The sequence below is a fragment of the Paenibacillus sp. T2-29 genome (assembly GCF_052921365.1).
The window spans coordinates 502,929-515,984 of sequence record NZ_JBREVE010000002.1; the positions used below are offsets into that span (position 1 = coordinate 502,929).

A 13,056-nucleotide genomic window follows, 5' to 3' on the forward strand; every position below is an offset into this window, starting at 1 on the left:
GCTATCACAATTACACCCAACCTTCGATCTTCACGCGCTCCTTGAGAACCCTATCGTGTAGAGTGAGCAAAAATAAACAACTAAACTTTCTACAATATAACTTGAAGTTTTTCAGGTTAAATATGAAGGGTAACATGATAATATTAATTTGTAATCGATTACAACTATATTTTTTGGAAATAAATGTTGTATCAAGCTACTACAGAATGCATTGCATCACAGTCAGCATTATTCCGTAAAGGCAAGAAATTCGACGAAACCAAGACACACCAGCAAATCGGAAATATTTCTGTAAACTACAGCGCCAACTACCAACCAAATGGTAATTCTTATTTATGCGTCTATGGATGGGCAGTTGACCCGCTCGTAGAATATTACATCGTCGATAGCTGGGGAAGCTGGCGTCCACCTGGTGCAACACCAAAGGGCACCTTTACCGTTGACGGGGGAACATATGATATTTATGAAACCACTCGGGTTAACCAGCCTTCTATAAAGGAGACATTACAACTTTTCAACAGTATTGGAGTGTCCGGACATCCAAACGCACAAGTGGAACCATATCGGTCAGCGAGCACTTCAAAAAGTGGGAAAGCATGGGCATGAAAATGGGCATGATGTATGAAACTTCACTTACTGTAGAGGGATACCAAAGCAGCGGCAGTGCCAATGTAACTAATAATACCATTACGATTAACGACAGATAATCCTAAGGGCGGAACGACTCTAAAATCAACTAACCTTACTGTTTATTAAAATTGTTAGGAGGAAGAACCTTGTCTATAGCTAAATTAGGAAAATGGACGGCGATTATGTCAATCACCGTGTCTTTATTCACAGGGTCGCTGGTAATCTCCAACAATCAGGCGCATGCGGCTGATTGCTCGAACGGTTATGTAGCGTTAACCTTTGACGATGGCCCCAATCCCTCTAATACCAGAGCACTGCTTAGTGCCCTGAAGCAAAACGGATTACGCGCAACGCTCTTTAATCTTGGACAAAACGCGCAAAATAATTCTTCGCTCGTACGTGAACAACAAGCAGCAGGCATGTGGATCGGTAACCATTCATGGTCACATCCGCATATGACGCAACTGAGCGCATCACAGATGTCATCGGAAATTACACGCACACAGCAAACAATACAGTCTATTACTGGCACGGCACCAAAGTTGTTCCGTCCTCCGTATGGCGAGACCAATGGAACCCTCAGATCCATTGAGAACCAAAACGGTCTTACCGAAGTGTTATGGAACGTTGACTCCCAGGACTGGAACGGCGCCTCCACCGCACAGATCGTAGCTGCCGCAAGCAGACTTAAAAACGGCGATGTGATCCTTATGCATGATCAGTATCAGACTACACTCCAAGCGATCCCACAAATCGCACAGAATCTCAAAAACCGCAACCTTTGCTCTGGTATGATCTCTCCAAGCAATGGCCGGGCGGTAGCGCCTGACGGCAAAAACAACGAAACACCGCCAAACACGAGCACAAAAATCGAAGCAGTAAATATGACGAAGAGCGGTCAGTACACTTCAAATATCAGCTCGCCGTTCAACGGAGTGGCTTTATACACGAACAATGATTCGGTGAAATTCACACAGAATTTCACCAGCGGTACCCATAGTTTTTCACTCCGGGGTGCTTCAAATAATTCCAACATGGCCAAAGTTGACTTGAAAATTGGTGGACAAACGAAGGGTACCTTCTACTTCGGCGGGAGCAGTCCTGCGGTCTATACTTTAAAAAATGTCAACCATGGCACCGGAAATCAAAAGATTGAGCTTGTTGTAACAGCCGATGATGGGACATGGGATGCTTATCTTGACTATTTGGAGATCATCTAATTTTAAAAAAACAAAATCCCGGCGGGATCTTCCCGACCGGGATTTTTGTTGATATCTTTTTCACATAACTCTCAATGTAAAAATAACATAATATTGCAATATCGCAATCTCTTATATAATGGCGGGTAACAACTAGAAGTCGCTACAAAAACATTCATAAGAGATGCGGGTGGTAGCCATGGAATGGTATTTTGCATACAAAGAAGAATTGGAAAAGGTATTCCGCCAAGCGGAGGAACGGACGGCGGCATTACCGGTTCCCTTTCAGCAAGAGGGGTTAGACTACCTGGCGCGGTTTAATCCGTTGCGGGAAGACAGTACGCGTAATTACATATGCTATTTGCTTCCATTTTGGCTGCAGGAACTGACCGGACTGTCTCCCGAAACATGTCGCAAGCTGTCACTCGGCAACGTGTTCGTCATGGCTCATTATTTAATTCAAGACGACGTGATGGACACAACAGTAGACAACCGCAAAACGCAACTTGCCTTAAGTCAGCTTTTCTATACCGAGTGTCTAAACATTTATCAGGAGCTTTTTCCGGCAACCTCTCCTTTTTGGTCATATGCCCGGACGTATGTGGACGAATGGGCCGTTAGTGTGATATCCGAAGGAACAGAGGACTATTTTCAAGGTGAAAGAAATAAGGTCGCACTAAAAGCCAGCCCATTAAAAATGGCCGGGACGGGTGCCTTATTGCTCGCAGGTCATGCCGATCTGATCCAGACTGTTACCCATATGACAGATTTGAGCTTGCTCGTGCTCCAAATGTCGGATGATTGGGCAGATTGGTCAGAAGACTTGGTGGAACATAGCTATAACTGCCTATTGTCCCATATCAGCGCCGAACAAAAGACGGCGTACTGTGAAGGACTAGGACCACAACAAATTCAGGAAGCGATTTATGTACGCGGGGCGCTCGCCAGCTATGTGGACATTGCGAATCAAGCAGTCCAGGAGCTAGAGACGATGGAGCCTTCCATCCACGGTCTGCATAGGTTCGCACATTCCATCGCAACAGAGCTCAGCGAAGAGGCAGCAGAAATTGAAGGCGGACGCTCACATTTGCGAAGAGGCGGGCTTGATTATTGGCTCTCCAAAAATATGAAATAATGCTAGATTTTTCTGAGTCTTACGTGGTATACTGACTAGGTAATTATAACCAATTGAATGAGAGGGTGATTTTTGATGGCTACTGAAGTTCTTCAAACACAAGTCATTCAAAAAGCTTGGGAGGATGCCAGTTTCAGAGAGAAACTGATGGCAGATCCCAAATCTGCAATTCGTGATGTGTTAGGAGTCGTGATCCCCGATCATATCCAAATCAAAACGGTAGAGGAAACGTCTGATCAATTTTATCTGGTTATCCCTCCAAACCCTTCAGGCGTGCTCGCTGCATCCCAGAAACCTCGCGCGATGTGGTAGATTGGTTCTTGTAGCTTATTTAATCTATACTTTTTAATCTCAAGCGGGTGGGCTCAGCAAGCTTCCCTCCGTTTTCTCCGAACGCAAAAAAGCCGGATGTTATCCGGCTACGGGGAAGCGGATGGTCGCTTCTGTTCCCACCCCTTTTGCACTTGTAAAAGATATTTTACCATTCATCGTTTCAATAATCCGAAAGGTCACCATCATCCCCAAACCCGTGCCTTTAGTCTTATTCGAAAAATAAGGCTCACCTAGTCTGGATAAGGTCTGAGCATCCATCCCTTCACCATTATCCCGAATATGAATGACTGCTTCTCCATTGTCCACATAAGCCCATATATGAATATGTCCCTGTTCTCGCAACGCTTCAATACTGTTTTTGATAATATTGATAAATGCCTGCTTGAATTTGGAGGAATTCCCGCGCACTTTGATTTCCTGGGGAATATCCAGCGAAATTTTACCACCTTGCAGATTTGCCATTGGACTGATAATTCCTTCTATATGTTTGAACTCATCCAATATGGTCAACGTTTTGGTATGGTCAAACTCCGGTTTGGCGAAAGTCAGAAAATCAGTAATAATCGCGGACGCTCGATCCAACTCCTCCAGAGCGATATGCAGATAGTCTTTGTTCTTACCATCCTCCTGCTTGCTCATCAACTGAAGAAATCCACGTGTAACCTGAAGCGGATTGCGTACCTCATGAGCTACAGATGCAGCCAAATCGCTAATAATCTCCATTTTCTCTGAACGTTGAAGCTCATTATTGAACATCTCCAGTTCTCTGGAATACCGAACCACCTGCTTGTGCTTTTCCGCCAGCCTTCTGCCCAAGATCGCAATCAATGCCAGGACAAAACCGAACACGCCCCATTTCCATAAAAACATATTGTAGTGTCCGTCCCGGATAAAGAACCAGCTGAGTTCTGCGATCGTGATGACTGCAAAAAATGCAAAGCCTGTCGATAAAATGATCGCTTCGTGGTCTCCCTTAAGCGCCATGCGAATCGAAGCAAATACCAAAAGTACCATCAAAGCTACAAGCAATATACCGAGGACGATGACACTGAAGAAATAATATACATCGTTGAGTCGCTCCTGTGCTCCTAAATTCACAATCATGATGATGAAGCAGAACAAAGAGTAGGCGGTTAACAATTTTCTGAATTTCCGAATCAGTAAAATTGAATTGATATTTTGCTCAAAAAAGAAGGCTAATGAAGGCAACAGAATAAATAGCGCCACATCAAAAAGTTGTAAATACAGCTTGCCATAGCCGCGATAGAACGTATATAAAAACGGTGAATACGTTACAATCATCAGACCGATCGACAATACAATCGCGCTTAGGGACAGCCACATGGCCATACTTGGACGGAACAGGAAAAACGAGCAGATCAATAGCACCAGGGCGATAAAGATAAATGTACTGCCCAGTACAATATCCAAGACATCCATTCTGACCAAGTTTCCCAACAAGTCACGATAATCACCAGTCATCACATTTCCGATAATGCCCAGTCTATTTTTACTGCTTTCCGTCCATATGTATAATGTTTTACCACTGTCTTCTGGCTTCAGCGGAATCAGAATACGATTATTCTCATAATTATAGCCACGGTACGATTCATAAAAATTGGTGCCATCCTTATACAGTGTAATGTGCCTGCCATAAATATTTTCAAAAAGCACCGCTGGTGTTTCATCATTTAACGAAGGTAGCTTAATACGAATCCAGGCGGTGCCTCTATTGCCCGGCTGCTTGAGCAGCTGTGTATCATCTTCAATATGCATCCAGACCTTACTGTGATCAGTTACCTCATCTAAAGAGCCATCCTCGTCTTCTGCTCCCCATCTCATATCCCAGGAGGGTATCTTATACTCCCTTTCCGGGGTCATTTTGGCCGCATAGCCGATGTGGTCCAGCGACAATAGTATCACAATGACCGCTAGCAGAGCGGCGACAGCTTTGGGCACATGCCTCATATTAAGCACCTCAAAGTTACGTAGTAGGATTTACAAATTTGTATATGTTTTAACATTTTTATCTTCCTGAAACTATATTATTCTATACGATGATGTTCATACCTTCTTCAAAATAAGGGTATCATGTTCTTTTTAATCATTATTTGTAAAATCTTCATATTGGTTAATGATCATTTCCTGTTCGCGTTGCTCCATCTGCTCTCTAAGCCCTATCCAAGGTTCACATTCTTCATCCTCATAGATCGTCCAAATATCGGAGAATAAATAATCGCGTATTTCTACTATTTTTCCGGCCTGTCCGCCGTCTGTCCAGTATAAACCATCCGGACGCCGAATAACGGTACGCGAATAGCCTGGAGTAGATGCCTTTTGACCTACTCGGATCCGGCTAATCATCGGACCAAACATGTACCATTCCAATTCATATCCCTCCAACTCCTCTTTATCATATCACAGCAGTTACCAAAAAAACGCTTATTGGGAAAGAGCATATCCCTATTCGCATGATTTTAACTTTTTACAGACACACTAACTCTAAGTTTAGCCGTTCTGCGGTTTGGGTAAGGTCGAAATAAGCAACAAAAAGCAAAGGAGCTGAGTTAGATGGCAAATCGCGACAATCAAAAGACTGAGCTACAGGATCATGATTTTGAGCCTTCCCTGCAAAATGCAGAAACAAACTGGGAGAATCTGATCGAGGGGCCTGATACTCCTCTGGAGGACGTACCTGATGCCGATGAACTGACACCGAACAGTCCTGTTGATCCCTCTGCGCCTGCTGAATTCCTGCATGGTACAGATTTGCTGAACGGTACCGATGGGGATGAAGAAGAGCAACTGGACAGTGACGATATTCTGGATTAATTACTGCATGTTATAGGAGATAAGAAAGCGGTTTCTCATCTTGCTATGCGGGTAATGAAGTGTATATACCGAAAGGAGTTGACTAATCTCCTATGTATAAAGATCCGATGTCTCAAGCTGATATGGAGTACAAACGCTATAAAACCTTGAATCCTGTAGAAGAGGATGACCGCAGGACTGCGGACAAGACTCATACGGACGATGGCATAGAAGATAACCCACGAGGAGTCGCATCAGCGAAGCCCGAACCCAGAGATCAAGCAAGATGATAGCACAGATAGGGAATGCAAAAACTAGAATCGGAAATCAGGGCTTGCCTTCTGCATCCACTTTGTTTAAAATAAGGTCAAATCTTTTGAATACCATGAACAAAGACATAGACGGAGACAAGTAAGCGTCATTGGATTCCCACAGAAAGGTACGTATTGCTGAGAGCGTACCGCAATCCCGCGTTGAAATTCACTCCCGAGTCGAGCCTTGAACCGACGACAGAAGGATTCATTCCTTTGACCGCAGTAGAGGTTTCCGGAAGCCCCCGTTACGGGCATCAAGCTCAGAGGTTACTGCCGTCGATTGAATGACGTTGACGACTTGCATGTATACTTCTGTAATTAGGGTGGTACCACGGCATTCGTCCCTTGCGACGAGTGCCTTTTTGTGTTATTTTCTGCAAAAGTCTATGGGCTGAAAGAAAAACAATTTTTAAATCGGGAAGGGTGTACTGTATGTCAACCAATGAAAATTCTTTGGAGCTGTTGCGGGAACAGCTCGATGCTACAAACTTGCAATTGCTGGAGCTGCTGTCCCAACGCGCTGAACTGGCAGGACAGCTAGGAAAATTGAAAGAAGCTCAAGGAGTACCTGACTTTGATCCAGTGCGTGAGCAACAAATGCTGGACAAGCTGATCGCAGCTAATCGCGGACCTTTCGACGATGCTACGATTCGCCAGCTATTCAAAAATATTTTCAAGGCTTCTCTGAACTATCAAAAAGAAGAACACAAAAAACATCTGATTGTCAGCCGCAAAAATCAGCCGGATAGCACGGTTATCAAGGTTAAAGATACACTGGTGGGCGGCAAAGCCTCCATCATGGTTGCAGGTCCTTGCTCGGTGGAAAGCTACCAACAAACTCGCGAGGTAGGTGCGGCCCTCAAGGAAGCCGGTGTGCCGATTCTGCGTGGTGGCGCGTTCAAACCGCGTACATCTCCGTATGATTTCCAAGGGCTGGGTATTGAAGGCCTGCAAATTCTCAAACGCGTTGGCGACGAGTTCGGGCTGGCTACAATCAGTGAGATCGTCGATCCAAGACATTTGGAGGAAGCCATCCCATACATCGATATCATTCAAATTGGCGCGCGCAACATGCACAACTTTGAATTGCTTAAAGCTGCGGGTGAAACCAGAACTCCGGTTCTGCTCAAACGCGGATTGGCTGCCACAATGGAAGAGTTCCTTCATGCTGCTGAATACATCGTTTCCCGTGGCAATACACAAGTCATGCTGATTGAACGCGGTATTCGTACGTATGAAAAATGGACACGTAACACGCTGGATATTTCCGCTGTTCCGATTTTGAAAAAGGAAAGCCATCTGCCTGTACTGGTGGACGTAACTCACTCTACAGGACGTAAGGACATCCTGGCTCCTTGTGCCAAGGCTGCCCTGGCAGCTGGTGCCGACGGCATCATGGTAGAAGTTCACCCGAACCCGGCAGTCGCTTTGTCCGACGCTCAGCAACAGCTAAACATACCTGAGTTCCACAACTTCCTGTCTGAAGTCAAAGAATCCGGTTTATTCAAAGCGTAAAATCAATTTTATGCCTAAAACCTTCAATAAAAAGAATGCCATAGTGGTTATCATCCTAAACACAGCATTCAATAAATTAGGCTCATGGAAAATACTCCATGGGCCTTTTTATTTTTGCATATCGGACCTCAAACAATCTCTATACACGTTTAATGCTCTTTTCAGTCAAAGGAACATAATATCCTTTTCCATTCGGGCCCATAGCAAATTTATTGCGAAGATGGATTAGATTAGGGCCAAATTTTGCCTCCAATTCTTCACGGAACTCATATAGGATTTCCATGATATAAATATCATGAATAATCACTTCCGTAATCGGCATTACAAGGCCCGGGTGTAGCGTCCATGCAGCACGGCTGTCATCACCAAGTGAAAGTATGCCAGCTACAACCTCCCGGTCATCCACACTAAGCACAATCCACCGACCACCGATTTCGGATGTAATCTCCTCACTCATATCATGGCGGTAAACAGTAGCAAAATCAAAGTTAAGATCACCATATGCTACAATGATCACCTCAATTCCTTGCTGAGCAGCTTGCTTTAAGGCATCCCGGAACACCTCGGCATCCTCTTTCCAAATTTCCAGTAAAATTCGGTGTTTTGCTCCCTTCACACCTTCGTTGATGCGATTGATAATGGCTTCATAACCCGAAATATTCCAAATATTCTCTCTATTTTGAAACGATGCTGTGTACTGCTCCAAACTCTCTTGCGCCACATTAAAAATCTGTTCTGCTTTGCGTTTTCTCTGGGCAATCAATTCATGTGGAGGAAGCGGCACATACAGAGGTGTATTTTCTTGACTTACCATGATGTCCCCACGGTTGACCATCCCCGACAAAACCTCATAAATTTTCGATCTCGGTACTCCAGAGTTCAATGAAACGGCATATCCCGAAAGTGGAGAGCTTTCCAATAAGGTCACATAAGCCTTGGCTTCATATTCACTAAAATTCAAATCACGTAGAATTTCTAATATGTTTGGTTTTGATTTCATGACGTCTTCTCCTCAATTCATGTTCTTCCTTACTATATCACTTCCCCTTGACAAAAACTGATATACAAATTATCTTTTTAGTAGTATTTTCATAGTAGTGACTATAGTAGCTACTATGATACTTTCATAGGGGATGAACTCAGGGAGGATACAACTTGAACAAAGTCATAGCTCATCACAGCGAAAGCAACCGGATTTACTATACTTCTACGATTCTAGCCCTATTGATCTGGAGCACATCGTTTATTGCCACCAAAGCAGCCTATACGACGTTCCCTCCTCTTACCTTGGGTCTATCCAGATTTATCATAGCTTCCATCGTACTAGGTATCGTTTTGCTAATCAAAAAAGAACATGTCAAAGTAAAGCCAAAGGATTTGGCTACGATTTCGTTTAGTGGGGTTCTTGGAATCACTCTTTATTTCTCAATGGAGAATATAGGGGTTAGCCTGACAACCGCTTCCAACGCAGCATTAATTGTCGCATCGTATCCGGCAATTACATCGCTGCTTGAATTTATTTTGTATAAAGTCAAATTATCCAAATTTAAAATCTGCGGCATAGCACTGGCCATGATCGGGGTATATTTCTTAACCTCAGTTGGCGAAAGCTCGGATGGTAAGAATCAACTCATCGGAAATTTAATATTGATTGGAACCGGATTTGCGTGGGCGTTTTACACTTTCATGACGCGCAAGGTTGTGGACAAATATCCGCCGGTGACGTTATCTTTTTATCAAACCGTTGCAGGTAGTATCTTTTTCATACCGTTAGCCTTATTGGAAAAGGATAGTTGGCAGGCTCCGACAACGGGATCATTTATGTTGCTCATGTATCTGGGTGTGTTCTGCTCTGTTATCGCATTTTTGCTTTATAATTACGGATTAATCAAGCTGTCACCGAGCAGTTCCGTTTCTTTAATGAACTTGGTTCCGATATTTGGGGTGTTGTTCTCTGTCTTACTATTGCACGAAACGATTACATGGCGCCAAATCATTGGCGGTTTGGTCGTTATTCTAGGGGTCTTGATGAGTGCACACCAAACAAGCCGTACCTAAAGATATTGCAGTCCTACAATACTAGGGCGAGTGGCCTTTCTAAAAGTTCTCGCCCAGTCGGCTATATCTAGGCAGTCGGCTTTTTTTCTTTTATATAAAAAAGGTGGTTATATTGATTGATGAGGTTATCCATAATTACAGACTGTTTGAGCACACTAGCATGATTAAAACCATGTTTTGCTTGCAAAATATACAGCTTTTGACGAGCATTCTCAAGCTGTTGACGCAAAATGTCGTCTCTTATCATAATATATCCCTCCCTGTCATATGATCAGTGTAAAGGGTTATGAATAATATACTAAAAATAAGGGTTTGGGATAATTATCTAATTGGCCTAACCGGCAGAATGAATATTCTGCTCCGTAGCGTTATTTTTGGCTGAAACCGGGAAAACGTTTTTTCCCTTCGCCCATAGCAACAACGCTGCAACCAGCAAGATGCCACCGTTTAATACGAAGATCCAGCGAATGGGCATCCAGCTACCAAGCATGCCGCCAATCAGCGGTCCCGCCATCGTCGCGAGCTGGGTAGCTGATTGATTCAGGCTAAAGGCTCGTCCGCGAAACTCCGGCTTGGTGACTTCCACAGTCATTGCATTGATCGCCGGCATGACAGACGCATAAAACAATCCATATCCAAACCGAAGCGCACCAAAACCAATAAAGTTGGTTACAAAAAACTGCAAGATGTTCCCGATTCCCGAACCGATCAGTCCAATCAGCAGCACTTGGGCAAAGCCGATTTCCCCTCCAATCCGGCCCCATCGGGGAGCCATCAGCACCGCCGCAATGCCTACAGCTGAGAATACAATCCCGGAACTTAAAGACGCATGGCTGCGATCCACACCCATTTCAAGCACATACACCGTAATTAACGGTTCCAAGATCATGACGGAAAAGGTACTTAATCCAGCCAGAATAAGCAAAAAGTACAACGGACGATTAGCAATAGCCTCTTTGATATCATCACGAACATGCGAGCGGGTACTGGTGCCCTTGAAGCTATCCTCTCTAGCGCCAAACGTCGCGATGAACGCAGATACCAATACAAGTGCCGCAGAGAAATAAAAGGCATTCCGATTGCCATAATAATGGCTCACCACACCGCCAATCAGCGGCCCTATAATGCTGCCCGTCGCTGCAGCAGTCGCCATAATGCCAAGGGCGTAGCCCGTTTTTTCTTCAGGCGAGCCCGTCCCGACCAGCGCAATCGCCGCAGGAATAAATCCGGAGAGGAGTCCTTGAAACAAGCGAACTCCTACAAATACATATGGGTCTGTCACCAAAGCACATACCAGATACAATACAGCCAGGCTGAAGCCTGATCGAATCAACATCGGCTTACGCCCATACTTATCTGCCAGCGAACCCCAAAACGGAGCAATCAACGCGCTCGCTAAAAAAGTAACTCCAAAGGCAATCCCCGACCATAGTTCCAGGTGATCGTTAACACCCAATTCCGTATTCAGAAAAATAGGTAAAAACGGAATCGACACGGAATAGGCCATGCTGCAAAACAATACTCCGATCCACAAAACAATCAGGTTTCGCTTCCAATATAGATGCATGCTGCCACACGTCCCTTCTGTTCATTCCATTATTACCCTCTAAATTAGAAAAGTCTACCGTAGACCTTAGCCTTTCATCGTGGAACAACCACGAAGAAGCTGATATAATCGAATGGAATGGAGATGATGACATGGCTAAAAAGAGAAATTCGTCTTTCGCTGCTCCTGCGGCTCAGGACAAACCTGCTACGTTAAAGGATCTGTTGAGTCAGGACGTGCTGAACAAGCTTAAGGCTCAAGCCAATGAAGCGCAAGCAGAACAGGACAAGCGTAAAGAAGACGAACGGCAACGTGCCCTCGAAGCAAAAAAAGCTGAACAAAAGAAGCTGGACAACAACTTTGAACACCTGTTGAATAACAGCGATTTGGACTGGCACAAATATAAATAAGCCAAAACCATTGCGGTTTTGGCCTATCTTTACACTTTATGTTATAGCCAGTCACGAATATGTTGTACTGAATACAGCACCCCTACCCAAACCGGCAGACTGAACGCCATACCCCATATGAGACCTTTAGCCAGTTTTTTGTCTACCTCCATCATGATCCTGCCCCTTTCCTTGGGAATAGCAGCAGTATGGGTCAAGAATACGGCTTTCAAACCCGTATTTCCTTATCCCCAGCAAAAAAGGTATGATAGTAAATGGAAAAGTGTTCTGCGCTGTCCCCAAACTATAAATTAGGATGTTACACCATCCAACCTTTCAGGAGGAATATTAATGAACCGAAAATCGATACGCCCATGGTACACATTGTGCCTGCTAGCCATCATGCTCGTGCTGGTTGCCGGATGTGGCACAAAAGCGGCCGATGTGGAAGCCGCAAGCCGGACAAGCACTACAACGCCCGCTGCAACTAAAGACAAAAGCAAGACTGTTTCACATCCAGTTGTCACGATTGTCATGAACGATGGCAAGAAAATCAAGCTTGAGCTGTATCCGGAAGTAGCACCGAACACGGTTAACAATTTCATCTCCTTGGTGCAAAAGGGAGCTTATAACGGTACCATTTTCCACCGCGTCATCCCAGGCTTTATGATTCAGGGTGGTGATCCGCAAGGTAACGGTACAGGCGGCCCCGGCTACAGTATCAAAGGGGAATTCAAGAGCAACGGCGTTAACAATACACTCAAACATACACGTGGCGTATTATCCATGGCCCGCTCGGCGGATCTGGATTCGGCCGGATCGCAATTTTTTATCATGGTTGCCGATGCGGACTACCTCGACGGTCAATATGCCGCTTTCGGTAAAGTAACGTCCGGAATGGACGTGGTCGACGCTATCGTCAACTCCAAACGGGATAGCAATGACAAACCTACCAAACCAGCTACAATGAAAAAAGTTACTGTAGATACGCTGGGTAAAAAATATCCAGAACCCGTCAAAGTAAAATAACCTGTTTTTCAAAACGGGATAACAGCAACGACCTTGTGCATACGCATGAGGTCGTTGTTGCTTATCCCCTGATGCTTTCTAAGCTGCTGGCTCTGTG

The 13,056-nt window shown here is 44.6% G+C and carries 13 protein-coding genes, 1 pseudogene and 1 other annotated feature; of the genes and pseudogenes, 9 read left to right on the forward strand and 5 right to left on the reverse strand.

Annotation, left to right across the window (positions count from 1 at the left end):
- Positions 1-222 precede the first annotated feature (222 nt).
- The 4 genes and pseudogenes from ACU1JV_RS08075 to ACU1JV_RS08090 all read left to right on the forward strand — a co-directional run.
- Positions 223-707: pseudogene (locus tag ACU1JV_RS08075) on the forward strand (glycoside hydrolase family 11 protein); the annotation flags it as partial.
- 105 nt (positions 708-812) lie between these two features.
- Positions 813-1,850: a polysaccharide deacetylase family protein gene (locus ACU1JV_RS08080; protein WP_413985688.1), complete on the forward strand. Its 1,038-nt coding sequence runs from the start codon at positions 813-815 to the stop codon at positions 1,848-1,850.
- Between the two features lie 178 nt (positions 1,851-2,028).
- Positions 2,029-2,964 (forward strand): hypothetical protein, encoded by a 936-nt coding sequence (locus ACU1JV_RS08085; RefSeq protein WP_165080340.1) that lies wholly within the window; start codon positions 2,029-2,031, stop codon positions 2,962-2,964.
- 75 nt (positions 2,965-3,039) lie between these two features.
- A complete protein-coding gene (locus ACU1JV_RS08090; RefSeq protein WP_025678851.1) occupies positions 3,040-3,276 on the forward strand; it encodes an NHLP leader peptide family RiPP precursor in 237 nt (78 codons plus the stop codon).
- Positions 3,277-3,375: 99 nt separating this feature from the next.
- Here ACU1JV_RS08090 and ACU1JV_RS08095 read toward each other — a convergent pair whose 3' ends face one another.
- Both ACU1JV_RS08095 and ACU1JV_RS08100 read right to left on the reverse strand, forming a co-directional pair.
- Positions 3,376-5,265 carry an ATP-binding protein gene (locus tag ACU1JV_RS08095; RefSeq protein WP_013369722.1) on the reverse strand — a complete coding sequence of 630 codons (1,890 nt, stop codon included), beginning with the start codon at positions 5,263-5,265 and terminating at the stop codon, positions 3,376-3,378.
- 132 nt (positions 5,266-5,397) lie between these two features.
- Positions 5,398-5,685: a hypothetical protein gene (locus tag ACU1JV_RS08100; RefSeq protein WP_013369721.1), complete on the reverse strand. Its 288-nt coding sequence runs from the start codon at positions 5,683-5,685 to the stop codon at positions 5,398-5,400.
- A 183-nt stretch (positions 5,686-5,868) separates the two neighbouring features.
- Between ACU1JV_RS08100 and ACU1JV_RS08105 the strand changes: the two genes are divergently transcribed.
- Complete coding sequence (locus ACU1JV_RS08105; RefSeq protein ID WP_013369720.1) at positions 5,869-6,129, forward strand: hypothetical protein; 261 nt, start codon at positions 5,869-5,871, stop codon at positions 6,127-6,129.
- A gap of 368 nt (positions 6,130-6,497) precedes the next feature.
- Positions 6,498-6,771: a binding site (T-box leader), on the forward strand.
- An 83-nt stretch (positions 6,772-6,854) separates the two neighbouring features.
- Positions 6,855-7,937 carry a bifunctional 3-deoxy-7-phosphoheptulonate synthase/chorismate mutase gene (locus ACU1JV_RS08110; RefSeq protein WP_013369718.1) on the forward strand — a complete coding sequence of 361 codons (1,083 nt, stop codon included), beginning with the start codon at positions 6,855-6,857 and terminating at the stop codon, positions 7,935-7,937.
- 139 nt (positions 7,938-8,076) lie between these two features.
- Here the strand turns inward: ACU1JV_RS08110 and ACU1JV_RS08115 are convergent, their stop codons facing one another.
- Positions 8,077-8,937 (reverse strand): TrmB family transcriptional regulator, encoded by an 861-nt coding sequence (locus ACU1JV_RS08115; protein WP_165080336.1) that lies wholly within the window; start codon positions 8,935-8,937, stop codon positions 8,077-8,079.
- Positions 8,938-9,092: 155 nt separating this feature from the next.
- On the opposite strand from ACU1JV_RS08115, the gene ACU1JV_RS08120 reads away from it, so the two are divergent.
- Positions 9,093-9,995, forward strand: a complete 903-nt coding sequence (locus ACU1JV_RS08120; RefSeq protein ID WP_165080334.1) for a DMT family transporter — start codon at positions 9,093-9,095, stop codon at positions 9,993-9,995.
- Positions 9,996-10,062: 67 nt separating this feature from the next.
- Here ACU1JV_RS08120 and ACU1JV_RS08125 read toward each other — a convergent pair whose 3' ends face one another.
- The gene (locus tag ACU1JV_RS08125; RefSeq protein ID WP_013369715.1) at positions 10,063-10,242 is read right to left on the reverse strand and encodes an aspartyl-phosphate phosphatase Spo0E family protein; all 180 of its coding nucleotides are present in this window, start codon (positions 10,240-10,242) and stop codon (positions 10,063-10,065) included.
- An 87-nt stretch (positions 10,243-10,329) separates the two neighbouring features.
- A complete protein-coding gene (locus tag ACU1JV_RS08130; RefSeq protein ID WP_165080332.1) occupies positions 10,330-11,562 on the reverse strand; it encodes an MFS transporter in 1,233 nt (410 codons plus the stop codon).
- Positions 11,563-11,693: 131 nt separating this feature from the next.
- Between ACU1JV_RS08130 and ACU1JV_RS08135 the strand changes: the two genes are divergently transcribed.
- The gene (locus ACU1JV_RS08135) at positions 11,694-11,951 is read left to right on the forward strand and encodes a YqkE family protein (protein WP_013369713.1); all 258 of its coding nucleotides are present in this window, start codon (positions 11,694-11,696) and stop codon (positions 11,949-11,951) included.
- Between the two features lie 330 nt (positions 11,952-12,281).
- Positions 12,282-12,959, forward strand: coding sequence for a peptidylprolyl isomerase (locus tag ACU1JV_RS08140; RefSeq protein WP_013369710.1), 678 nt, complete (start codon positions 12,282-12,284; stop codon positions 12,957-12,959).
- The last annotated feature ends 97 nt before the right edge of the window (positions 12,960-13,056 follow it).

Coding starts and splice junctions, on each gene's coding strand:
- ACU1JV_RS08085 (WP_165080340.1), top strand. CDS start 2,029: ATGGAATGGTATTTTGCATACAAAGAAGAATTGGAAAAGGTATTCCGC.
- ACU1JV_RS08125 (WP_013369715.1), bottom strand. CDS start 10,242: ATGATAAGAGACGACATTTTGCGTCAACAGCTTGAGAATGCTCGTCAA.
- ACU1JV_RS08135 (WP_013369713.1), top strand. CDS start 11,694: ATGGCTAAAAAGAGAAATTCGTCTTTCGCTGCTCCTGCGGCTCAGGAC.
- ACU1JV_RS08105 (WP_013369720.1), top strand. CDS start 5,869: ATGGCAAATCGCGACAATCAAAAGACTGAGCTACAGGATCATGATTTT.
- ACU1JV_RS08115 (WP_165080336.1), bottom strand. CDS start 8,937: ATGAAATCAAAACCAAACATATTAGAAATTCTACGTGATTTGAATTTT.
- ACU1JV_RS08140 (WP_013369710.1), top strand. CDS start 12,282: ATGAACCGAAAATCGATACGCCCATGGTACACATTGTGCCTGCTAGCC.
- ACU1JV_RS08080 (WP_413985688.1), top strand. CDS start 813: ATGTCAATCACCGTGTCTTTATTCACAGGGTCGCTGGTAATCTCCAAC.
- ACU1JV_RS08090 (WP_025678851.1), top strand. CDS start 3,040: ATGGCTACTGAAGTTCTTCAAACACAAGTCATTCAAAAAGCTTGGGAG.
- ACU1JV_RS08095 (WP_013369722.1), bottom strand. CDS start 5,265: ATGAGGCATGTGCCCAAAGCTGTCGCCGCTCTGCTAGCGGTCATTGTG.
- ACU1JV_RS08130 (WP_165080332.1), bottom strand. CDS start 11,562: ATGCATCTATATTGGAAGCGAAACCTGATTGTTTTGTGGATCGGAGTA.
- ACU1JV_RS08110 (WP_013369718.1), top strand. CDS start 6,855: ATGTCAACCAATGAAAATTCTTTGGAGCTGTTGCGGGAACAGCTCGAT.